General features: G+C 67.4%; 14 protein-coding genes and 1 pseudogene. 10 read left to right on the top strand and 5 right to left on the bottom strand.

What is annotated here, in order from left to right:
* Positions 1–337 precede the first annotated feature (337 nt).
* Genes ACI2LP_RS03340 through ACI2LP_RS03330 form a run of 3 tightly spaced genes read left to right on the top strand, consistent with a single transcriptional unit; the run spans position 338 to position 4,718 of the window.
* A complete protein-coding gene (locus tag ACI2LP_RS03340) occupies positions 338–1,945 on the top strand; it encodes a DEAD/DEAH box helicase (RefSeq protein WP_404722832.1) in 1,608 nt (535 codons plus the stop codon).
* A complete protein-coding gene (locus tag ACI2LP_RS03335) occupies positions 1,942–3,819 on the top strand; it encodes an ATP-binding protein (protein ID WP_404722831.1) in 1,878 nt (625 codons plus the stop codon). The genes ACI2LP_RS03340 and ACI2LP_RS03335 overlap by 4 nt, the downstream gene beginning before the upstream one ends.
* Positions 3,816–4,718 carry a phospholipase D family protein gene (locus ACI2LP_RS03330; RefSeq protein WP_404722830.1) on the top strand — a complete coding sequence of 301 codons (903 nt, stop codon included), beginning with the start codon at positions 3,816–3,818 and terminating at the stop codon, positions 4,716–4,718. Before ACI2LP_RS03335 ends, ACI2LP_RS03330 begins: the two co-directional genes overlap by 4 nt.
* Positions 4,719–4,957: 239 nt before the next feature.
* On the opposite strand, the gene ACI2LP_RS03325 is transcribed toward ACI2LP_RS03330, so the two are convergent.
* Positions 4,958–5,509, bottom strand: coding sequence for a class I SAM-dependent methyltransferase (locus ACI2LP_RS03325; protein ID WP_404722829.1), 552 nt, complete (start codon positions 5,507–5,509; stop codon positions 4,958–4,960).
* A gap of 1,472 nt (positions 5,510–6,981) precedes the next feature.
* Between ACI2LP_RS03325 and ACI2LP_RS03320 the strand changes: the two genes are divergently transcribed.
* From ACI2LP_RS03320 to ACI2LP_RS03295, 6 genes and pseudogenes are all read left to right on the top strand, one after another.
* Positions 6,982–7,293: a helix-turn-helix transcriptional regulator gene (locus tag ACI2LP_RS03320; protein ID WP_404722828.1), complete on the top strand. Its 312-nt coding sequence runs from the start codon at positions 6,982–6,984 to the stop codon at positions 7,291–7,293.
* Positions 7,294–7,642: 349 nt separating this feature from the next.
* On the top strand, positions 7,643–8,581 hold the full coding sequence (locus tag ACI2LP_RS03315; protein WP_404722827.1) for a tyrosine-type recombinase/integrase: 939 nt from the start codon (positions 7,643–7,645) through the stop codon (positions 8,579–8,581).
* Between the two features lie 885 nt (positions 8,582–9,466).
* On the top strand, positions 9,467–10,828 hold the full coding sequence (locus ACI2LP_RS03310; RefSeq protein ID WP_404722826.1) for a lipase family alpha/beta hydrolase: 1,362 nt from the start codon (positions 9,467–9,469) through the stop codon (positions 10,826–10,828).
* Positions 10,821–12,911, top strand: coding sequence for a dynamin family protein (locus tag ACI2LP_RS03305; protein WP_404722825.1), 2,091 nt, complete (start codon positions 10,821–10,823; stop codon positions 12,909–12,911). Before ACI2LP_RS03310 ends, ACI2LP_RS03305 begins: the two co-directional genes overlap by 8 nt.
* Positions 12,908–16,045 (top strand): caspase family protein, encoded by a 3,138-nt coding sequence (locus ACI2LP_RS03300; RefSeq protein ID WP_404722824.1) that lies wholly within the window; start codon positions 12,908–12,910, stop codon positions 16,043–16,045. The genes ACI2LP_RS03305 and ACI2LP_RS03300 overlap by 4 nt, the downstream gene beginning before the upstream one ends.
* A 39-nt stretch (positions 16,046–16,084) precedes the next feature.
* Positions 16,085–16,336 (top strand): annotated as a pseudogene (locus ACI2LP_RS03295) (helix-turn-helix domain-containing protein); the annotation flags it as partial.
* On the opposite strand, the gene ACI2LP_RS03290 reads toward ACI2LP_RS03295, so the two are convergent.
* The 3 genes from ACI2LP_RS03290 to ACI2LP_RS03280 all read right to left on the bottom strand — a co-directional run bounded on the left by ACI2LP_RS03290 (position 16,305) and on the right by ACI2LP_RS03280 (position 18,999).
* Positions 16,305–16,517: a hypothetical protein gene (locus tag ACI2LP_RS03290; RefSeq protein WP_404722823.1), complete on the bottom strand. Its 213-nt coding sequence runs from the start codon at positions 16,515–16,517 to the stop codon at positions 16,305–16,307. The pseudogene ACI2LP_RS03295 and the gene ACI2LP_RS03290 sit on opposite strands and share 32 nt — an antisense overlap.
* A gap of 76 nt (positions 16,518–16,593) precedes the next feature.
* Positions 16,594–16,818: a DUF6193 family natural product biosynthesis protein gene (locus ACI2LP_RS03285; protein WP_404722822.1), complete on the bottom strand. Its 225-nt coding sequence runs from the start codon at positions 16,816–16,818 to the stop codon at positions 16,594–16,596.
* Positions 16,819–17,469: 651 nt separating this feature from the next.
* The gene (locus ACI2LP_RS03280) at positions 17,470–18,999 is read right to left on the bottom strand and encodes a helix-turn-helix domain-containing protein (RefSeq protein ID WP_404722821.1); all 1,530 of its coding nucleotides are present in this window, start codon (positions 18,997–18,999) and stop codon (positions 17,470–17,472) included.
* 402 nt (positions 19,000–19,401) lie between these two features.
* On the opposite strand from ACI2LP_RS03280, the gene acnA reads away from it, so the two are divergent.
* The gene (gene acnA / locus ACI2LP_RS03275) at positions 19,402–22,116 is read left to right on the top strand and encodes an aconitate hydratase AcnA (RefSeq protein WP_404722820.1); all 2,715 of its coding nucleotides are present in this window, start codon (positions 19,402–19,404) and stop codon (positions 22,114–22,116) included.
* An 82-nt stretch (positions 22,117–22,198) separates the two neighbouring features.
* Here acnA and ACI2LP_RS03270 read toward each other — a convergent pair whose 3' ends face one another.
* A complete protein-coding gene (locus ACI2LP_RS03270) occupies positions 22,199–23,119 on the bottom strand; it encodes an FG-GAP repeat domain-containing protein (protein ID WP_404722819.1) in 921 nt (306 codons plus the stop codon).
* Positions 23,120–23,266 lie beyond the last annotated feature (147 nt).

Raw genomic sequence — 23,266 nt, 5'->3', positions numbered from 1 at the left:
CCGACACTATATCGAACTGAATTTCTATTCTCTAGGTTTCCGGACTCGTCCGCAAACCGTCGGGCGGCATCTCGGCATGAGTCAATTTCGTCGTGCATGGCCTGACGAAAGGCTGTTGAACTGCAGATATGCGCGACTCGAAGCCCATTGTCAGTGGGTGGGTTTAGGGTGATCGCACGCTGTTGTTCTGGGGCAACTCATTGCTAGAGCGATGCTTGGCGTGGGTTGAACTGAGGTGGGGGCACTTCATGTTGATGGTTGGTCAGGTACGTGCGTCGCAATGCGTCGCGACGGCTGCTGGCGGGGCGGCGTTCTCGTGACGGCGTGGTCGCCTGGCGTGGCCTTTCAGGTGGTCCTGGACGCCGCTCCGATGCAGTACATCCGTGAACGGCTCGGCAAGGACCTGTGCGCCCTGCTGGACCTCATCGACGGCGGCACGGCGGGAGATGAGCGGCTTCGGGCAGTGGCATCCGTAGCCATCGATGCCGAGGCGCTGGTCTCCGAGGCGGATGAGCGCGAGGCGCTCTGCGCACTGCTGCCGGCCTCGAAGCAGCGGGAGTTGGCGCAGCGGATGGGCGCCGAGCAGAGCGAAACCAAGCCGCTGAACTACCTCAACTCCCTGAAGTGGGCGCTCGATCAGCGGCGCGAGCTGCTGGAGTTCTTCGGGTTCATCATCGACCGGGCGCAGGCGGCGCCACCGCTGTTCCGTCAGGACTGCGAGCCGGAGTACGCCCTCTTCCCGCATCAGCGCACTGCGGCGGCCCGGGTGAAGGAGCTCCTGTACGACGGTCCGCGGCGGGTTGTCCTCCATCTGCCCACCGGCGTCGGCAAGACCCGCACGGGCATGAACCTGATCTGCGATCACCTGCGCCAGCATGAGCCAACACTCGTGGTGTGGCTGGCCCATGGGCAGGAGCTCCTCGAACAGGCTGCAGCCGAATTCGAGCGGGCCTGGGGCAAGTTGGGCGACCGGCCGGTCTCCGTGGTCCGCATGTGGGCTGACGCTCCAACCGACTTGGAGGGCGTGACAGACGGTGTGGTCATCCTCGGCCTGGAGAAGGCGGTCTCGGCGGCGAAGAGCAGGCCGGAGTTCCTGCGGCTCCTCGCCGCACGCAGCAGCCTGACAGTGTTCGACGAGGCGCACCAGATCATCGCGCCTACCTTCCAGCGGGTCGTGGACGCACTGACCATCCGCCCGGACGCGAGCTTGCTGGGCCTCACGGCCACGCCGGGGCGTACATGGGCAGACATTGCACAGGATGAGCGGCTGTCCGACTTCTTCTCGCGCCAGAAGGTCATGCTGAAGATCGAGGGTTACAGCAACCCGGTCACGGCCCTGATCGAGCAGGGCTACCTCTCCAAGCCCACCATGAAGACGGTGGCGTCGGAGGCGGGCCTGCACCTGTCAGTGCAGGACCAGCGCCTGCTGGCCAACTCGTTCGACATCCCTGCCAGGATCATCGCCGAACTCGCCCGCGACGAGCAGTGGAACCTGAAGGTCGTCCAGACCATCATGGATCTGCTGGAGCGGAAGCACCGCAGGATCCTGGTGTTCGCTGCGTCCGTCGACCACTGTCGCCTCATCGCCGCAGTGCTGTCCGCCGTCGGCCTCGACGCCGAGTTCGTCACCGGCGAATCCTCCGCCCGGCACCGCAACCAGGTCATCACCCGTTTCAAGAGCGCCGCCCCCCGCCCGATGATCCTGTGCAACTACGGGGTCCTGACCACGGGCTTCGACGCGCCGGCGGCCAGCGCCGCCGTCATCGCCCGCCCGACCATGTCCCTGGTGCTCTACAGCCAGATGGTCGGCCGGGTCATCCGCGGCCCGAAGGCCGGCGGAACCGCAACCTGCGAGATCGTCACCGTCGTCGACCCGGAACTCCCCGGATTCGGAGACGTGGCCGAGGCATTCATCAACTGGGAAGACGTATGGGAGACCGCATGACCAGCGAAGGCAACAACTACCGGATCGTCAGCCCTTCGCTGACCGTGAAGGCCATGCGCGACAGCGGCTACAAGAGCACGGCGTACGCGCTCGCAGAGCTGATCGACAACAGCATCGACGCCAAGGCCACCCTCGTGGAGGTCTTCGCCTGCGAGAGCCCGGTGCAGGGCGCCTCCCGCACGAGCCACCGGGTCGAGACCATCGCCGTGCTCGACAACGGCACCGGCATGGACGCCGACGCGCTGCGCCGCGCCTTGAAGTACGGCGACGGGCTCGGCGACGACCGCAAACGCATCGGCCGCTTCGGCATGGGCCTGCCCAACTCCAGCATGTCGCAGTGCACCCGGCTCGAGGTGTGGTCCTGGACCAACGGCCCGGGCAACGCCATGCACAGTTACCTCGACCTCGCAGAGATCAACGACGGACTCGACGACGTACCGGCACCGAAACACGACCCGCTGCCCGAGTACTGGCGTGAACTCAGCGAAGGCCTCGGAAACACGGGCACCCTCGTCGTCTGGTCCGATCTCGACCGGGTCAACTGGCATGGAGCCGCGGCAACGCTGAAGAACACGGCAGAACTGATCGGCCGCGTCTACCGGCACTATCTGACTGCCGGCAAGGTCGCCATCAAGATGGCCCCGGTCCGCGACGGCAGGGTGATCGGCCACGCCAACTACGCCAAGGCGAACGATCCCCTGTACCTGACGGAATCCTCGGGCACGCCGGCGCCGTTCGCTGAGATGCCAATGTTCGAGCCCTTCGACATGGGCAACGAGGACGAACGGGGCGTCGCCCACTTCCCGATCACTGTCAAGGGCAAGCAGCACGTCATCACGGTCCGGGCGTCCATCGCACGTCCTGAGGCCCGGCGCTCAGACATCGAGGACCACCCGTGGCCCGAGAACGCAAACCCCAACCAGGAGGCGGGTAACCACCTCTGGGGCAAGCATGCCGGGCGCAACATCGGCATCTCTTTGGTCCGCCAGGGCCGTGAACTCGACCTCGATTCCTCCTGGGCCATCGGGTACGACCCCGTGGAGCGCTGGTGGGGCGTCGAGATCGAGTTCCCTCCTGCACTCGACGACGTTTTCGGCGTCACGAACAACAAGCAGAGCGCCACGACGTTCACGTCCCTCGCACACCTGAAGGATAAGCTCAAGGCGGAGACGGAGGACGGGGAGAGCTTCAAGGCGTTCAAGGACCGTCTCGCAGACCTCGGCGACCCGCGCGTAGACCTTATCGATCTCGCCAACTACCTCGAGACCAAGCTGCTGCCCAGCATCCGGCGGCAGCTCAGGCAGCAGACCGTGGGCAACCGCAAGAGCAAGAAGCGCCACGACTCCGACATCACGTCCAAGGCCACAGATGTGGTCAAACGCCGCAGCGAAGACGGGCACACCGGCAAGACCGACGACCTCGCAGAAGGAGCGAGTGCCGAGGACAAGCGGCAGGAGCAGTTCGATGCCCTGACCCAGAGGCACCACCTCGATGAAGACACCGCGCAGTCCATGGTGGACGAAGCCCTGGAGCAGGACTGGCGTGTCCGGTGGATCTCCAGCTACCAGGACTCACACGCCTTCTTCAGCGTCGACCTCATGGCGGGCATGCTGCAGGTGATCTTCAACGAAAAGCACCCGCTGCACGGCGAGCTGATGGCTGTGCTCGAGGAAGTCCCCGAGGATGCCACCGCCGATGACCTCCGGTACCGCCTCGGCCGCGCGGCCGACACGTTCAAGCTGCTTCTCTTCTCGTGGGCCCGCATGGAGGACGAGATCCCCAGCGACCGGCAGCGCGAGAAGATCGCGGATGCCCGGCAGGACTGGGGCCGCTACGCCCGCGACTTCATCGACGGCGAGGATGACGGGGAGTGACGGATCCCGACCACGTCTGGCGGCAGATCGAGGGACTGCTGCAAAACGCTTCGCGGAGCGTGACCCTCATCGCGCCGTTCATCAAGAAGCCGATCTTTGAGGCGGCTGTCGCAGCCGTGCCCGCGTCCGTGGAACGCATCCACTGCGTGACGCGGTGGGCCCCGGCGGAAGTCGCCGCCGGGGTCTCCGACCCAGAGATCATGGAACTGACCGAGAGCGACAAGCGCGTCCACATCGCCCTGTGCCCTGCCCTGCATGCGAAGATCTACGTCGCTGACGACCGCTGCCTGGTCGGTTCCGCGAACCTGACTGGCAAGGCCACCGGCCGAGTCCCGAACGCCAACTTCGAGCTGCTGGTCGAAGCAGCCACGGCCCACCCCGAGGTACAGCGCGTACTGGTCCAGGTCGAGGCAGCCGCAGCTGAGGCGACTCCGCATCTTGCCGCGCTTGTCCGCAAGCAGGCAGAGCTCCTTCAGGCCGACGCGAACATCCCGCAAGCTGAAGTCGCAGGGATGCTGGCACCGCTCTGGTACCCCGCCACACGGCGCCCGGAGAACCTCTACGCCCTCTACAGCGGGCGGGCGACGTTCGCGGCCGCCGTGGAGGCTGGCATCCTGCAGGACCTGGCGCTGCTCAACATCCCGGCTGGCCTGGGCGAAGGCGATTTCAACGCTGTCGTACGGACCCGGCTGCACGAGATACCGGAGCTCCAGAAACTGCAGACCGGAGAGAGTCTCAGCAACTTGGAGCTGGAGAGCGCCATCGCGAAACACACAGGTGTGAGCGATGCTCTGGCCCGCAGGAGAACGGAGAACATCGCAGCCTGGCTCCAGCACTTCGACCGGTACTACACAGAAGTAGGGGCCTGGGAGCTCCGTCGAGGGCGCGAACTGAACTAAGAACCTAGGACTGCGGTCGGGATGCCCATTGCACGTTATCGGCGTGATGGCGTTGCTGCCTCGGTTCCGCCACAAGGAAGCCGGCCTCTGCTCGAAGTGTCGACTGACGCACTCGACTCCGACGACGACTACGCGGGATCCTCCGTCTGCTACCGCCAATGACCGGGGGCCACTTGGAGCCTTGGGCTCTGGGTTGACGACGATCGCGTCCAGCCCAGAGCTCTTCGGCTACCGATGAGTCAGTTGTCACCTCGCGGCCGAGCGCTTTCGAAGAACAGGTTGTTCCAGACCACGCCCTCGCGCCCAAGAACATCGACCTGCCGACTCTCGTGGATGAGGCGGAGCCCCCGGGTGGCTGCCAGCGAGACTGTCTCAACCGGAGACACGCTGAACATGCCGCGGTCGGCCGGCGCCGGCCCGCTGCGCAGGACCATCCCCAGACGGCCGCCATGCTCCAACAGCTCACCGATGCGGCTCACGGCTTCGCGCCGCTGCTCCTCGCCTAGGAACATCCACACCGCCGTGAGCAGGATGAGTTGAAAGCGGCCACGCTGCTGGCCGAGGCGCGCCAGGTACGGGAGGGAGTCATCCACCCATTCGATGTGGCGCGTGGCATGGATGCGCTGACCGATGGCTCGTAGCTCCTCGGCGGGCTCGACTGCGACAACAGTGTGGCCCTGGATCGACAATGCAGCTGCATCCCTGCCCGTACCGGCACCGATGTCCAAGATCCTGACCGGCCTTGTCGGCAGGAGGTGGAGCACCTGGTGGTGGACTTCTTCAAAAGCCACGCTCTCGTACTGTGACGCCAGAACGTCTGCCTCGCCGCGATCCGTGCGGACCTCCGCCTCAGTCTTTTCGCCACTGCGGTGCATTTCGAGCCGCCCTAAGAGTCGCTACTAGTGCGGGCGGTGTGCCGCCAGCCTTCGCCTGCGGATTAGAGGCCGCCCGGCCGACAGGCTAGTTCGCCTGCGGCAGACGGCCAACGCGACGAGGCGCGCATCGACGAGGTCGCACAGCAGTCGCGGTACCGGGAAGCCGGGGCACCCTTAGCTGGCAGGGTGAGCCCACACAGTGCTGCCGGATGCGTGGCGCCCGGCGGAGATTCGCCCACGGCAGACGAGAAAGGGCCCAAAGGGACTGGAACGTATTCCGGGACCATGTCAACGTACAACGTCCCCGAAAACACCAGGTCAGCGAAGGGGCAGGGCTCAGGCTCTCAGCCGGGCACCGGCAAAAGACCGGCCACTGCGCGTCCCCGGATGCGGGCCAGCTTCGCTGCTCCCCGCCTCGCGCGAGGCCCGATTCAAGGAGCCCACCTGTGCAAGACCGCTCTTCGTTCGCTGCGCGTCACCGCCCCGATCCTCTTCGCCCTCGGCACCCTGAACGCCTGGACCGCATAGCGCTGAAGACCTGCTGCAACGCGACTATCGCTGTGACTGAGCGGTCCTCGCGCACGTCGCCGCCCACCCTGGCGCTGCTACCCGGCCCATCGCCCGCGCCATCGGCACACGCGAACGACTCGTCGTCCGCAACCTCAGCCGCCTCACTGCCGACGGCCTCCTCGTCCTGGCACGGACGGCGCGACGCCCGCCTCCGTTCGTACCACCTGGCTTCCTGACGCCGGCCCGGCCCGGCTCGGAAACGGGCGGCGGGGTATTCCACGCGGCAGCCCCTACATAGCCGACGATGCCCGGTTAGCCAAACCGGGGATCGTCCACACCATGGATGTAGTTCGCACCGGCTGCTTGGCGGTGGACCTGGAGCGGACCGCACTTCCGAGTGCCTTCAGGTGCGTCAGCGCTTGGCTGGCCATAGGACCGAACAACCACGAAAGGAACGACGCTCAACCGCTAATTCCGTGTCCGCTCAAGGCAGGACACGCCCGCTCCTGCACCACCCCGTAAGGAATCCTCGTGCGCCTTTCGTTGATCCCCCCTGCCCAAAGGCAGAATCGAGTGTCGCCTGAGCTGCCCGTAGGGAGCCTCCATATCGAGGGCGTGACGGATCCGCAGCCGTACCGCCCCCGGCTGGATGCCAGCATCGAGGGCAGCGAATGAGGACCGCCGAAAAGAATGATGAGCTAATGACGGTTCCAGGGGTTGGAGCGCGAGCCGAAGCGCGCTGCCCGGAATTCGTAGCGGTGCGCCAATCTGCGGATTGACCGCGGGTCTGACCCCGTTTCCAGCAAGGCGCGGACGCAGGCCAGGAGCCGTATGCTCCACCCGCCCGCGGCTCTCACTTCTGTCACACAGGACTTCCCATGCCTTCACGCCCGCTACCCGCTCCCTCCACCGCACCGGACGCGCGTGGCGCCCTCAGCAAAGCGTTCCTGAATGTCAGGGACGCAGCCGAGTACCTCGGCCTCTCGCCTCACACTCTGTACGTATGGCGGCACCGTCGCCAAGGACCGCCGAGCTTCCGCATGGGCCAACGCGGCCGAGTCATGTATCGCTTGGAAGCGCTCGACGCCTGGATCCAGGAACAGGAAAAGGCCGACTCGCGCTCCAACACGGCACTGAGTCCTCTGAGTGCTGCACCCCAGCATCGATCCGGCTATACGACAAGCGCTTGACACCGGCGCCTCGTAGAGCCCCTTCCTGGAGGAGTTCTCCCTGGCTGGCTACATAGAAGACCGATGGCTCAAAAAGCGTCCCAACCCTCAGACCGGTAAACGCGAACGCACCGCGCTGTATGGCAAGTGCACGCGTTACCGAGTCAAGGGCATTCCTGGAGTCAAGGACCGTTCGTTCGACACGCTCCAGGACGCCAAGACCTGGCTCGCCCAGGCTCAGACGGACGCCCGCCGAGCAGAATTCGTCGATCCGCGCGACGGGGCCATCTCGCTCAAGGAGTACATCGCGACGCACTGGTGGCCCTCCCAGAGCGGCGATCCGTCCACGATCGAGCGCATCGAGCAGAGGGTGCGCCGACACATCGTTCCGCATCTCGGTGCCCAGCCGCTCAACGGCATCGGCACGGAAAATCTGCGCCACTGGAGGAAGCGGCTGGAGAAAGACCTCGGTCCGACCTCGATCCGTCTCGTCTGGGCGACGCTGTCGAGCGTCCTCCAGGCTGCCGTCGAGGACCGCCGCCTCGGGCGCAATCCGTGCCGGTCCAGCACGATCGGTCCGCCGGCTGCCGCGCCCGGCAGGGTCGAAGCGTGGCCGCCCGAACGTGTGCTGGCAGTACGGGCGGCGATGCCGGACCGCTACCGACTCCTCGTCGAGATCGGTGCGGGTCTTGGGCTCCGACAGGGGGAGGCACTCGGGCTCGCCGTGGAGGACATCGACTTCACCAAGGAAGTCGTCCATATCCGGCGACAGGTCAAGATGGTACGGGCGAAACTGTGCTTCGCGCTTCCCAAGGGCCGCAAGGTCCGGGACGTGCCGCTGCCGTCAAGCGTGGCGCGGGCAATCCAGCTGCACATGGAGCTCTTCGCGCCCGTGCCGGTCACGCTGCCCTGGGACGACCCGCGTCCTCCGGAGACACCAGTGGAAGCCAAGCACCGGAGGCCGAGGACGTACAGCCTTCTGGTGACTGGACGCGAGCGGAAGGCGATCAACCGGAACTACCTCAACTCCTACGTCTGGAAGCCAGCCTTGGCCGAGGCAGGGGTGATCGCTCAGCTGGAGGAGAGCACCACGGGCGGGTCCCGCGTGTGGGAGCCGTCCCGGGAGCACGGCTTCCACGCACTGCGCCACTTCTACGCCTCCGAGGAACTGGAGGCCGGCGAATCGGTCGTGTCGCTGGCACGCTGGCTGGGACACTCCGACCCGGGGTTCACGTTGCGCAAGTACTCCCACTTCCTGCCCCGCGCCGGCGCCCGGGGCAGCGCCGCCATCGACGCGATCTTCGGGTAGCCTCGCGCCGGACGGCGTCGGGCCCGGACAGCGGCCCGTAGGAGCCCAGCTCAGGCCCAAAGTCCCAGAGAAGTCCCACAGGTGCCGCCGCACCCCTTCCTGACCCGCTGCTTCGCAGGTCAGAGAGGGTGCGGCGGCATTCGCCGTTCAGATGTCGTCGCTGAAGAGACCAGTCGGCTCTGTGACCTGCCATGCTGGCCAGCCGCACGTTGCTGACCTGTGTAAATGACCTTTCGACTGTTTCATGCTCGTGCCCGTTGACGCAGCCGGAAGTCCCAGAAGAGTCCGAAAGGACTCCCGCCGCTGACGGCCACTCTTTCGGCTTCCGGGTGCGGTGTCGGCTGGAGCTGGTGCACCGGTGGTCCACGCTGAATGAACGGTAGCGCGCGCTTCTCGAACGGCTCGCAGCCAACGACGAGCCTGGGCGCCGGAAGACTGGCGCTCGGCCTATGCCCTACGTGATCGTGGGTTTCTGACGATTGGCAAGGGCGGTAGCCACGTCCGTGTAGAGATCACCGAGGCCGGCCGGTTCTCTCTGCGGCACGGTCATCACCCCCACGACACTGCGCTTGTCGGCGGCAGTGAGTCGGCGGTGCCCGCCAAGCCTCGGACGCCGCAGTCACGTGATCGGCCGGTCAAGGCACAGCGTCCGTGCGGGTAGGGATCGGCCGGTTGCCTGCGAGGCCGCGCTCACCATTTTGTGTGATTCCCTCACAGAAGGATATTTCCGATTTTAGACTCCGGGGAGCGATAGCCAGTCGGGGGCGAAGTGGTACACCACGCACCCGGGAACGCCAGGGCGGGGAGGCCGTGATGGGGCGGGCGACGAGAGATCCGGGCGGGCGCTTACCGTTCACCGACGTCCTGGTGGTCATCCCGGGGATCATGGGCAGTACGCTCCACGACCGTCACGGGCACGAGGTCTGGGGGCAGGGATCCGGGCTGCTGCACGGGGTGTTACGGGGCGGGATCCGACAGCTCACGCTCCCCGAGGACCTTGGCGACGAGGCGCCCGACGACGGCGTGGTCCCCGTATCGCTCGTGCGCGGCATCCACGCCTCCCTCGGCGTGTGGAGCGTATCCCTGGGCTATTCCGGGCTCTGCCGCCACCTCCGCAACCGCTACGCGCTCACCCCGTACGACGCGACCGTCCCCGAACGGCCCGCCAATCTCCTGCTGTTCCCCTACGACTGGCGGCTGTCCAACCGGTACAACGGGCGCCGACTGAAGCAAATCGCCGAGCCCTTCCTGGAGCGCTGGCGCGAGCGGTCGGGACACTCCGACGCACGGCTGGTGATCCTCGCCCACTCCATGGGCGGGCTGGTCGCGCGCTGGTACGCCGAGCACGAGGGCGGTGCCGACCGGATCCGCCGACTGGTGACGACGGGAACACCGCATCGTGGATCCGTCCAGGCCGTCGACCGACTGGTGAACGGCTTGCGCAAGAAAGTCGGCCCCATCGGCATCGATCTCTCCGCACTGGCTCGGAGCCTGCCTTCTCTGTACCAACTGCTGCCCGGCTATGCGTGCGTGGAGGTCGCCGGGCAGCTCCGTACGCTCTCCGAGGTCGGCGGACTGCCGGGACTCCGCAGCGCACCGGTCGAGGACGGCGCGAGGTTCCAGTCCCAGCTGGCCACCGTACCGACCTACCCGTTCCAGCCGGTCGTCGGCATCGACCAGCCGACGAAGGCATCCGTACGACTCGACGCGTGCGGCGCGACACTGCGGCGCACCATGCTCACCCCGGACGGGACACGGCTCGACCGCGGCGGCGACGGAACGGTGGCGCGATTCGCCGCCTATCCACCGGGGTTCGGGGACCTGAACACCGCACTGCACTTCGCCGGGCAGACGCACGGCGCCTTGCCCGGTCATCGCTCGGTGCTCGAGCACATCGACGGGGTGCTGACCGGCACGGAGACGGAGTTCCGCGGCGGCGAGTTCCGGCTCGGCGTCGACGTCGACGACTACGCCCTGGCCGGGCAGCCGCTGCGCGCCCGCGCCGAGAGCGACGACCACGGCGTACGGCTGGCGGTTCAGGTGATCGACCCGGCGGAGGGTACCCACGTGGCCTTCGAACCGATGATCGCTCAGGGCGACGGCCGGTACGCGGTCGACCTGGTGGATCTGCCTCCGGGAGGTTATGAGGTCCGTGTCGGCCGCGCTCACCGGGAGGGGTATCTCACCAATGTGGTCGCGACCGCCACCGTCGTGATCGATCCCGACGAAACCGGGGGCGATGAGTGATGTGCAGGTACCGACCCGCAGGGGGACATTAATGGGATGGCCGGCCGGACAGTCACTGGCCCTGCAACTGGAGCACTCGGCGCGGACCAAGGGCGTCGTCCGGGAGCTGATCGGTGAACTGGGTTTTCTCGCCGAGGAGTTCGGTGTGTCGGATCTCACCGCCAGGTCGCGGGCGATCGTCGCCGCCCTGGAGAACGACGAGTTCCGGGTCATGGTCCTGGGAAGCTTCAAGACCGGGAAGTCGACGCTCGTCAACGCCCTGCTAGCCGAGACCGCGCCGCCGATGCGGATGCCGTCCTCGGTCGGGCCGCTGGCGGTGTCGTCCGTGCCGACCACCCCCGTCCTCACCTCCGTCCGGTACGCCACCACACCCCTGGTGGCCGCGCACGGCCATGACGGCTCGGTCACCGCCACGTGGCCGCTCGACACCTTCACCAGCGGGGCCCGCGAAGCCGACGACGAGGCCACCCAGCAACGCTTCGGTGGAATCAAGGAGTTCGCGCTGGTATACCCGGCCCGACTGTGCCGGGCCGGGCTGACGATCTATGACTCTCCGGGGCTCGACGACCTTCCGATGCGGACCGCGATCACACATGAGCAGGTGCGCCGATGCGACGCGGCTCTGCTGGTCTTTCGGGGGGACATGCTGTATTTCAGCCGGAGCGATCTGGAGAACGTGGCCGCGCTGGCCGCGAAGCACGTGCCTCTCTTCTTCGTGCTCAACGTCTTCGACCATCAGACGGACGCGCACTTCCCGGAGTTCGCCAGAGACCTGCTGCGTGAGGCGCTGCGCGAGACGCCGGGTGCGAGCCGGAATCTGGCGGACGACCGTTTCCATGTCGTGAACGCGGCCGAGGCGTGGCGCGTACGGCGCGACGCGAACGCGGTCCGGGCCGAGGCCCGTGCGGCGATGACGGATGAGCCGGACGCCGACAGCCGGGAGAGTGACGCGGGACCGGAACCCACGGTCATGGCCGACGGCCTCACCGCCCTGGAACAGAGCCTGGGGCACTTTCTCCTGAGTGAGCGTGAGCACCTGCACCTAGGAGCGTTCCTCGACGAGGCCGAGGAACTGGTGCGAGGCATCGGCGGAAATATCAGCGAACACCACAGAACCGCGCTGAGCGACGCGGCGGAGCGCCAGGCCCGGCGGAGCGCGGTGCGCAGCGAACTGAGCACGATGCACGAGCGTTCGCGGTACGCCGAGGACCGGCTCGCGGCCAGCCACCGGGAAGCCGAACGCCTGATGACCGACAGCTTCGCGCAGGCAGTGGCTCGGATACGCCTTGAACTGCCGCACCACATGGAGAAGGTCAGGCTGCCCTCGGAACGGGCACTCGGCCTTGCCTTCCAGCAGAACCGACTCCTCCATGAGGCGGGCGCCGAGATCAGCGAATTCGTCAGTCGGCGGATCACCGAGTGGGGAGCGCACACCGCTCCGGCGCTGCTCCAGCCCCTGCTCGAAGACCTGGGTGCGGAGATCGAGGGCGAGATCCGCCACAGGGGACAGCGGTTGCAGGAGATCGGTATCGGCAACGACTGGCTGGAGGGAGCTCTGACCCCTCGGCCGTTCCTCACCGGTACCCGAGCCGGAGCCTTCGCCGCCGGTGCCGGGGCCGCCGCGTCCATCGCCCGAAGCCTCGTACTGGGCAGCCTTGGAGCGGCGTCCGCCGTCCTCTTCTGGCCCGCCGTACTGGTCGCCGGCACCGCGATCGGGCTGGTGGGCGCCACCGCCGCCTCCCGGGCCAAGGCGAAGGTCTTCCTCTACGCCGACAAGCAGCTCGAACTCCTGCCCGGCGAGATGGAACCGGTGATACGCAGGCAACTGACCGAGATCTTCGGTGAGCTGAGAGCCGCGCTCGACGCCGCGCTCAACGCTCCCCTCACGCGACTGCGGGAGGACCTCGTACAACTAGACGAACTCGACGCGGCCGACCTGGCACAGCGCGATCTGCTGCTGGCCAGGCTCGATGACGCGGCACGGCGACTGGACGGTTCCAGGGGCCGACTGCGCGACCTCGACGGGCGCATGCGAAGGATGTCCCCGACAAGCGCACCGGACGAGGACGGCTCTCTCGGATGACAGGCCGCTACTTCGGGATTGGCATCTCCCACTACCACCACTACAAAAAGCTGACCCGCGCGGTCACCGACGTACGGAAGATGGCGGACGAACTGGCGCGGCGCGGGATGACACCCGAGGTGATGAAGGACCCCACCGACGCCGAGTACCGCTCGACGTTCCGTAGCAGGCTGGGAGATCTGTCGGACGGTGTCATCATCTACTGGGCCGGACACGCCCGAAACGACGGTGCCGTGTTCGGCCTGATCACCCGGGACACCCCTGGCGGGGACCCCGACAGGAACGCGATGACCGACCCGGCTACCCTGCTCGACACCGCGCTCCGCGCCGACGCCCGCCAGATACTCGTGATCCTCGACACCTGCTACGCGGGAAGCGACATCGTACGACTCACCCAGCTTGCCCAGCGCTTCGAGGAGGCCAGGGCGGCCGTCGGAGGGAAGCGGATCTGGGTTGGTCTGCTCGCCTCGGCGCAGAGCTACGAGCGGGCGGTCGACGGCAAGTTCTCGTCGGCGCTGCTGCGTCTGCTCAGCGAGGGGCCTTCCACCGTCGAGCACCGACGGCGCTGGAGTGCCCACAACAGCAAGATTTCCGGAGAGGACCTGATCCGGGCGCTGTGCGCGGAGTGGCCACGGGACGACGCGCAGCAGCCGCAAGCCGCCAGCTACGGGGTGTCCGAGCCGCTGCTGCTCAACAGCAAGTACTCCCGCAGCGCTCCCGAGCGATTCGTCGAGGACGTCCTGTATCCGGCCGCCCAGGGTTTGGCGCCGGGTGAGGACGGCTGGTTCTTCAGGGGCCGACGGCAGTCGGTGGCTCGGATCGCCAACTGGCTGCGCGCGTGTGAACCGGGTCTGCTCGTGGTGACCGGTCCGGCGGGCTGCGGAAAGTCGGCGGTGATCGGTCATGTGGTGTCTCTGGCGGATCCCGCTCGCCGCGCGGCCATGCCCTCGTGCCAGGGACCGGCTCCCGACGAGCCCGACCTCGCCGGAATCGAGATCAATCTGGTCGTCCACGCACGGGGACAGAGCCTATCGTCCCTCCTCACCCTGATCGCCGAAGGGCTCGGCGCCGGTGGCGCGGCCTCCGTATATGGGGTGCTGGAACGAGTGGTCGAAGCGAGCGTCCCGCCCGTCGTGGCCATCGACGCCCTGGACGAGGTGCAGAGCGGTGCGCTGCGGCCGGTGGTTGAGAAGCTGCTGAAACCGCTGAGCCGACACGCCCTGATCCTGGTCGGAACCCGTGACCGGACGATCGACGGGGAGACCCGGCTGCTGTCACTGCTGAAGCCGTACGCCGATATCCACGACCTCGCCCTGGCGACGGACTCCGACACCGATCTCGCCGACTACGTCACCGCCCGACTGACAGACACCGGGAACACGGAGGTCGCCCTCATCACCTCCGAGATCGCCGAACGGGCGACGCGCACCGGCGGAGGGTTCCTCTACGCCCGGATGGTGACGTCACAACTGCGGGTCCGGCCGGCCGACACGACGGTTCCGGAATGGCGCGCGCAGCTCGCCGACAGTGTCCCGGCCGTGTTCGAAAAGGATCTCGTCACCGCCGCGCACACACTACCGCCCGGTCAGGATGCCGCCACGGCCGCTGTGACCGCCAGGCACCTGCTGTCCGCGCTGGCGTGGTCCTTCGGACGCGGGCTGCCGACGCGGGAGCTGTGGCCGGAGCTCGCGGCCGCGATCGGCGGCGAGGGCACGCGCTACACCGGTGACGATATCGACTGGCTGCTGACGAACTTCGGCCGGTACCTGGTCGAGTCCGGCGAGGAGGGACAGGCCGTGTACCGGCTGTTCCACCAGGAGTTGGTGGAACATCTGTCCGCCGACCCCGCCGACGGAGGGCGCGTGGACCTCGCGGTGGGCAGGCTGCTGTTCGACAACAACGGCCCCGGACCATCGGGTGCCGAGCCCGCTGGCGGCCCCCTCCACGGCACACGCACCGGACCCGGAGCCGACATCGTCAACCCGTACCTCGAGCTCTACGCGGTGGCGCACCTGGCCCGGCAGGGCACCGAGGCGATAGCCCTGCTCGAAGAACTGGCGGACAGCACTCCGGACGCCTACCGCCCACTCCTCGCCGGAGTGCTACACGACCTGTCCCTGCGGCTGACCGAGCAGGCGGATCCGGCCGGCGCGCTGCCTCTGGCGGAGCGGGCGGTGGAGATTCGCCGGCAGCTCGCCGCCGACCACCCCGATGTCTATCTCGGCGATCTGACGGTGTCGCTGGACAACGTCCGGCATCTGCTGAGGGCGCTGGGACGCGAGCCCGAGGCCGACGACATGCTCCACACGGTCATCCAGGGCTTCGACGAGCCGGCCGGCCGGGCCTTCCTGCTGATCTGGCGCTGCCGCACCCTGCACGACAGGGCGTTCTCCGCCCGCTTCACCGACGCGGTGGAAGCGCTGCGGCTGCTCACCGGTCCGGACGGCGAGCGGTACGAGGCGACGGTGTCCCTGACACGCACGACCCTGCGTCAGTTGTACGAGGAGGGACCGGAGCAGTTCGAAGAGCTGTGGAACCGGGAGATCGGGCCGATGCCCGACTGGCTGGCCGATGCGCGGCTGCTCACGGTCCTCAGGACGTGGCTCACGATCCCGGGGCCAGGACGGTCGAAGGCGTACGCCGCGGCCCATCCCGAGATCGCCGGTGAGCGGGCGGCCTCGCTGCTCACCCAGGTACTGGCCAGCTACCCGGAGACGGTGGCGGTCGAGCCGTACCGGAGGATGCTCCAACTGATCCGGGAGCATGGCGTGGACGAGGCGTACCGGCAGGTGGAAGCCGAGGAGACCGCACGTTCCTGGGTGCTCCTCGCTCCCGACTGGGACGCCTCCAGCGCCTACCTGCGCAGTCACCGTTCCGTTCTGGTCGGGCGGACATGCAAAGAATTCCTGGCCGCCCTCGCGATGTCCGAACCGGACGATCCGCGCCCCGCGGCCCACCTCGGCCTGCTCACGCTGACCCGGCACAACGAGGTCGGCCGCGGCTACGCCGTCCTCCATGAGACCGACCCCGGTCGGCATGAGGTGATCCTCGCCGGAGTGTCCCCGCACGCGGATCCAGAGGTCCTCGCCGCGCTGCGCGACCTGGCGAAAGCCGCGCAGGCGGGGACGTTCTGAGCGGCACGGTCTTCGGACTTCCGCAACACATCGACGCCCCTGGACAGCATCAATTCCGGATGGCACGACGGAGGCAGCGCTGTCAGCAGTAGACGAGCGGGCAGCCGCGTCGCAGGTAGTGCTGGGGGTCCGCAGGTACACGGCTATCCGGATGGTGGTGGGCTGACGGCTGAGGAGCGGGCTCGGCGTGAGCGGATCCGGTTCGCGGCCGCTGATCTGATCGAGGCCGGGGCGAGTGACCGGGAGGTGGCCCGGCGGTTCAGGGTGACGCGGATGTCGGCGAACCGCTGGCGGCGGGCCTTCGGTGCCTGCGGGCGGCAGGGGCTTGACCGGGATCTTGAGAGACGGCTTCTGAGCCTGTCTTAACCTCAGTCCGTCTGCGGCTTGCGGGTATTGGCCTCGTGCTCTGCGAGTTCTTCTGGGTTCCGAGGGATGCGTGGCCACAGCCTGCTGGAAGGCGTTCGACCACCATGGCGATGGCCTCCTGCGCTGTGGCGGCTGGGCCCACCGTCTCGGTGCGGAGACCCAGTAACTCCCGTCGGCTGCGGCTAGGGCCTTTCGTTTGGATCAGGCCGGATCAGCGAGTGGGGGCACCGCCCACGCCCGCAGGGCGTAGGGCGTAGGGGGAGAGTCTGGTGCATGGATCTCCCCCGGCCCGCCAGGGCCGAGGGGACGGATCGCAAGGCGCCCATCCCCGTCCAGGGGAACAGCTGCCGCAAGCGCGGCTCCGCGTAGGCCGCCTTCAGGAGTTCGGCGCGTACGACCGTCGTCACGTACTGCCTGCCAGGCTTCCACGACAGCGTCGCCCGATGAATCCCTTTCCCATCATGCCTGTCGGCTGCGGCGGCTTGGCTGGTCGAATGGCCCCTCGAACTTGATCAATCGGGGTGGGGAGTGCCGGACCCGGAGGCAGCCTTGGCGTGATCCTGCGCGCTGTCCAGAGGGACGGCCACGGGAGAGGTGCCGCGAGCGCAAGGCGATAAAGTGCGGACTAACTCCTACGTCTGGAAGCCCGCTCTGGCCCAGGCCGGGGTGATCGCCTCACTGGAGGAGAGCGCCCCGGACGGGTCTCGCGCCCGGGAGCCGTCGTGAGAGCACGGCTTCCACGCCCTGCGCCACTTCTACGCCTCCGAGGAACTGGAGGCCGGCGAATCGGTCGTATCGCTGGCGCGCTGGCTCGGCCACTCCGACCCCGGGTTTACGCTGCGGAAGTACTCCCACTTCCTGCCCCGCGCCGGTGCACGCGGCAGCGCCGCCATCGACGTGATCCTCGCGTAGCCTCGAACGGGAGGCGCTGGGCCCGGAAAACAGCTCGTAGGAGCCCGGCTCGGCCTCAAAGTCCCAGAGAAGTCCCACGAGTGCCGCCGCCCCCCTCCCTGACCCGCTTCACTGCAGGTCAGACGGGGTGCGGCGGCACTCGCATATCAAATGTCCCGGAAAATCTCGATCTGCGCCCCCACCGAGTTCAGCCGCTCCGCCAGCTCCTCGTAACCCCGGTTGATCACATAGACATTGCGCAGCACCGATGTGCCCTCCGCCGCCATCATCGCGAGCAGGACCACCACCGCAGGGCGCAGCGCCGGCGGGCACATCATCTCCGCCGCGCGCCACCGGGTCGGGCCCTCGACCAGGACGCGGTGGGGGTCCAGCAGTTGCAGGCGGCCGCCCAGGCGGTTGAGGTCCGTCAGGTAGATCGCGCGGTTGTCGTAGACCCAGTCGTGGATCAGCGTCTTGCCCTGGGCGACCGCCGCGATGGCCGCGAAGAACGGGACGTTGTCGATGTTCAGGCCCGGGAACGGCATGGGGTGGATCTTGTCGATCGGCGCCTCCAGCTTGGAGGGGCGCACGGTCAGGTCCACAAGCCGGGTGCGGCCGTTGTCCGCCGCGTACTCGGGGGAGCGGTCGTGGTCGAGGCCCATCTCCTCCAGGACCGCGAGCTCGATCTCCATGAACTCGACCGGGACACGGCGGATGGTGAGTTCGGACTCGGTGACCACCGCCGCGGCGAGCAGGCTCATCGCCTCGACCGGGTCCTCGGAGGGGGAGTAGTCGACGTCCACGTCGATCGTGGGGATGCCGTGGACGGTGAGCGTGGTGGTGCCGACGCCGTCGACCTTCACTCCCAGCGCCTCCAGGAAGAAGCACAGGTCCTGGACCATGTAGTTGGAGGAGGCGTTGCGGATGACGGTCACTCCGTCGTGCCGGGCGGCGGCCAGCAGCGCGTTCTCGGTCACCGTGTCGCCGCGTTCGGTCAGCACGATCGGGCGGTCGGGCGCGATCGATGGCTCCACCTTCGCGTGGTAGATGCCCTCGGTCGCCGTGATGTCCAGTCCGAACCGGCGCAGCGCGATCATGTGCGGCTCGATCGTCCGCGTGCCCAGGTCACAGCCGCCCGCGTACGGCAGCCGGAAGCTGTCCATCCGGTGCAGCAGCGGACCGAGGAACATGATGATCGAACGGGTACGACGCGCGGCCTCCGCGTCGATCGCGTCCATGTCGAGCTGCGCGGGCGGCACGATCTCCAGGTCGAGGCCCTCGTTGATCCAGCGGGTGCGCACCCCGATGGAGTTCAGCACCTCCAGCAGACGGAAGACCTCTTCGATGCGGGCCACCCGGCGCAGCACCGTACGGCCCTTGTTGAGCAGTGAGCCGCAGAGCAGCGCCACGCACGCGTTCTTGCTCGTCTTGACGTCGATGGCGCCGGAGAGCCGGCGCCCGCCAACCACCCGCAGATGCATGGGACCGGCGTAGCCGAGCGAAACGATTTCACTGTCGAGCGCCTCGCCGATGCGTGCGATCATCTCAAGGCTGATGTTCTGGTTGCCGCGCTCGATGCGGTTCACCGCGCTCTGACTGGTGCCGAGTGCATCTGCGAGTTGCGTCTGTGTCCAGCCCCGGTGCTGACGGGCGTCACGGATGAGCTTGCCGATGCGTACGAGATAGTCGTCTGCCATGGGTGCACGCTATCTCAGATATGAGATGGCGGTGTTGGTGGGGTGGACCGGATGGGTGAGCCTCTTGGCAGGTGGTGCCCGACGGTGCGTCAGATCTGTCGGAAGGTCAGCCGGGCGATCCGCGTACCCGGCTGCCGCGTCCCGACCGGGCCGCTCGGCTGCCTCCCGCGGCGGTGCGGGCGGCATGGCAAACCCTTGCGTGACGCCGAACACGGGAGGTCCGGGCATGACCGAACAGCGGTCATGTACTAGAGTTATCTCGACATCGAGATATCTGCCGAAAGGCGTACCGCAGCCGCCATCCGGTAAGGGTTACCTAACTAAGTCTTACCTTAGCGGATCGGCGACGAGCCGTGGCGGCAGCATTGAGGTAGTACGCGCACATTGATGAAGGAGACTGTCGTGTCGGCGAACAGCTTCGACGCCCGCAGCACGCTGCGCGTGGGCGACGAGTCGTACGAGATCTTCAAGCTGGACAAGGTCGAGGGCTCCGCGCGCCTCCCTTACAGCCTCAAGGTTCTGCTGGAGAACCTTCTCCGCACCGAGGACGGTGCGAACATCACCGCCGACCACATCCGGGCGCTCGGCGGCTGGGACTCCCAGGCGCAGCCCAGCCAGGAGATCCAGTTCACGCCCGCCCGCGTGATCATGCAGGACTTCACCGGTGTTCCCTGCGTCGTGGACCTCGCCACCATGCGTGAGGCCGTGAAGGAGCTCGGCGGCGACCCGGCGAAGATCAACCCGCTCGCCCCGGCCGAGCTGGTCATCGACCACTCCGTCATCGCCGACAAGTTCGGCACCAACGACGCCTTCGCGCAGAACGTCGAGCTGGAGTACGGCCGCAACAAGGAGCGTTACCAGTTCCTGCGCTGGGGCCAGACCGCGTTCGACGAGTTCAAGGTCGTCCCGCCCGGCACCGGCATCGTCCACCAGGTCAACATCGAGCACCTGGCGCGCACGGTCATGGTCCGCGATGGCCAGGCCTACCCCGACACCCTCGTCGGCACCGACTCGCACACCACCATGGTCAACGGTCTCGGTGTGCTCGGCTGGGGCGTCGGCGGCATCGAGGCCGAGGCCGCGATGCTCGGCCAGCCGGTCTCGATGCTCATCCCGCGCGTCGTCGGCTTCAAGCTCACCGGTGAGCTCAAGCCCGGCACCACCGCCACAGACCTGGTGCTCACGATCACCGAGATGCTGCGCAAGCACGGCGTCGTCGGCAAGTTCGTCGAGTTCTACGGTGAGGGCGTCGCCGCCACCTCGCTCGCCAACCGCGCCACCATCGGCAATATGTCGCCGGAGTTCGGCTCGACCGCCGCGATCTTCCCGATCGACGACGAAACGATCAAGTACCTGAAGCTGACCGGCCGCAGTGAGCAGCAGCTCGCGCTGGTCGAGGCGTACGCCAAGGAGCAGGGCCTCTGGCTCGACCCGGCCGCGGAGCCCGACTTCTCCGAGAAGCTCGAGCTGGACCTCTCCACGGTCGTCCCGTCGATCGCCGGCCCGAAGCGCCCGCAGGACCGCATCATCCTGGCCAACGCCAAGGAGCAGTTCGCGCAGGACGTCCGCAACTACGTCGACAACGACGACGAGGCGGGTAAGGAGTCCTTCCCGGCCTCCGACGCCCCCGCCGAGCACAACGGCGTACCGACCCGCCCGACGCTGGTCACCGCTCCCGACGGCTCGACGTACGAGATCGACCACGGCGCCGTCACCGTCGCCGCGATCACCTCATGCACCAACACCTCGAACCCGTACGTCATGGTCGCCGCCGCGCTGGTGGCCAAGAAGGCGGTCGAGAAGGGCCTGACCCGCAAGCCGTGGGTCAAGACCACGCTCGCCCCGGGCTCCAAGGTCGTCACCGATTACTTCGACAAGGCGGGGCTCACCCCTTACCTCGACAAGGTCGGCTTCAACCTCGTCGGCTACGGCTGCACCACCTGCATCGGCAACTCCGGCCCGCTGCCGGAGGAGGTCTCCAAGGCCGTCAACGATCACGACCTGGCTGTTACGTCCGTCCTCTCGGGCAACCGCAACTTCGAGGGGCGCATCAACCCCGACGTCAAGATGAACTACCTGGCATCCCCGCCGCTGGTCGTCGCGTACGCCCTCGCCGGCTCCATGAAGGTGGACATCACCAAGGACGCGCTGGGCATCGACCAGGACGGCAAGCCGGTCTACCTGCAGGACATCTGGCCGACCGAGGCCGAGGTCAACGACGTGGTGGCCAACGCCATCGGCGAGGACATGTTCAACAAGTCCTACCAGGACGTCTTCGCGGGGGACGCACAGTGGCAAGCGCTGTCGATCCCGACCGGCAACACCTTCGAGTGGGACCCGCAGTCCACCTACGTCCGCAAGCCCCCGTACTTCGAGGGCATGACGATGGAGACCACCCCGGTCTCGGACATCTCCGGCGCCCGCGTGCTGGCCAAGCTGGGCGACTCGGTCACCACCGACCACATCTCCCCGGCCGGTGCGATCAAGGCCGACACCCCGGCCGGCAAGTACCTCACGGAGCACGGCGTCGAGCGCCGTGACTTCAACTCCTACGGCTCGCGCCGAGGCAACCACGAGGTCATGATCCGCGGCACCTTCGCCAACATCCGCCTGCGCAACCAGATCGCGCCGGGCACCGAGGGCGGCTACACCCGCGACTTCACCGTCGAGGGCGGCCCGGTTTCCTTCATCTACGACGCCTCGCAGAACTACCAGGCCGCCGGCCTCCCGCTGGTAATCCTGGCCGGCAAGGAGTACGGCTCGGGCTCGTCCCGCGACTGGGCCGCCAAGGGCACGGCGCTGCTCGGCGTCAAGGCCGTCATCGCCGAGTCGTACGAGCGCATCCACCGCTCGAACCTCATCGGCATGGGCGTCCTGCCGCTGCAGTTCCCGGAGGGCGGTTCCGCGGCGTCTTTCGGCCTGACCGGCGAGGAGACCTTCTCCTTCACCGGCGTGAGCGAGCTGAACAACGGCACCACGCCGCGCACGGTCAAGGTCACCACCGACACAGGTGTGGAGTTCGACGCGGTCGTCCGCATCGACACCCCCGGTGAGGCGGACTACTACCGCAACGGCGGCATCATGCAGTACGTGCTGCGGAACCTGATCCGCAAGTAAGCACGGCAGTACGGCAGAAGGGCCGCACCCCCGGTGACGGGGGTGCGGCCCTTCCGTATCAGCCGGCCGATCGGTTACCGGATCAGAACAGCTTGTTGTAGATGTTGAAGCCGGAGCCGACCTTGGTACGGGCGCTGAACGGGGCCGCGGCGTTGCCCGTGCCCTTGTACAGCCACAGGGCGCCCGCGGCGTCGCGCGCGACGACGTCCGCGCGGCCGTCCAGGTTCAGGTCACCGTTGGCGATGATCTTGTTGTAGATGTTCCAGCCGGAGCCGACCTTGGTGCGGGCCGAGAAGGGCGCGGCAGCGTTGCCCGTGCCCTTGTACAGCCACAGCACGCCGGACGCGTCCTTGGCGAGGATGTCCGCGCGGCCGTCACCGGACAGGTCGCCCTTGCCGGTGATGTGCGTGTATATGTTCCAGCCGGAACCGGCCTTCACACGCGTGGACAGGGTGCCGGTGCTGGTTCCCTTGTACAGCCAGAGCACACCGGACTTGTCCCGGGCGAGGACGTCGTCCGTCGAGGTGCCGCCGAGGTTGCTCGGGGTCAGGACCAGGTTGTAGATGTTCCAGCCCTTGCCCACCAGCTTGCTGCCGGCGTCGTCGCCGAAGGCGACGTAGCCGGCGTTGTCCCAGGTCCAGGCGCCGTCGGACTGGCCGTCGGCGTTGAGGTCGATCGCCGCGGCGAGCTTGACCGCGTCCCAGCCCCCGTCGATGAAGCTGCGGGTGGCGAAGCCCCCGCTGCCGTTCGGACCGTAGAGGTAGGCGTTCGTGTTCTTGTCCACACCCCAGAGAAGGAACACCTGGGTGGCGCCGGCCTGCGCCGCGGCGGGCGCGTTCGACGGCTCGGCCACGGAAGCGGCGATGTCGGCGCTCTTCGGCGCCGGCGCCGGGGTGTCGGCCACGGCGGACCCGGCGGACGTGCCGACCAGGGCAGCGGCTATGGCTGCGACGGTGAGACGCGACAGGACTCGCCCGCGCTTACGGCCGGGAAGATTGGCCACGTATTTTCTCCATGTGCGTGATGAGGCGCGATGAACCTCATGAGTTCACCGCTGGATCATCGAGATCTTTGCACAATCTCTTTACCCGTCAGTCGGTTTGAAGCGGAGCCGAGGCGTCCAACGCCTTCCCAGAAGGTGCAAACAGCC

It is taken from the genome of Streptomyces sp. NPDC019890 (assembly GCF_044903445.1).
In the GTDB taxonomy this organism is placed as follows: domain Bacteria; phylum Actinomycetota; class Actinomycetes; order Streptomycetales; family Streptomycetaceae; genus Streptomyces.
This window is presented reverse-complemented; position numbering and strand designations above follow the sequence as displayed.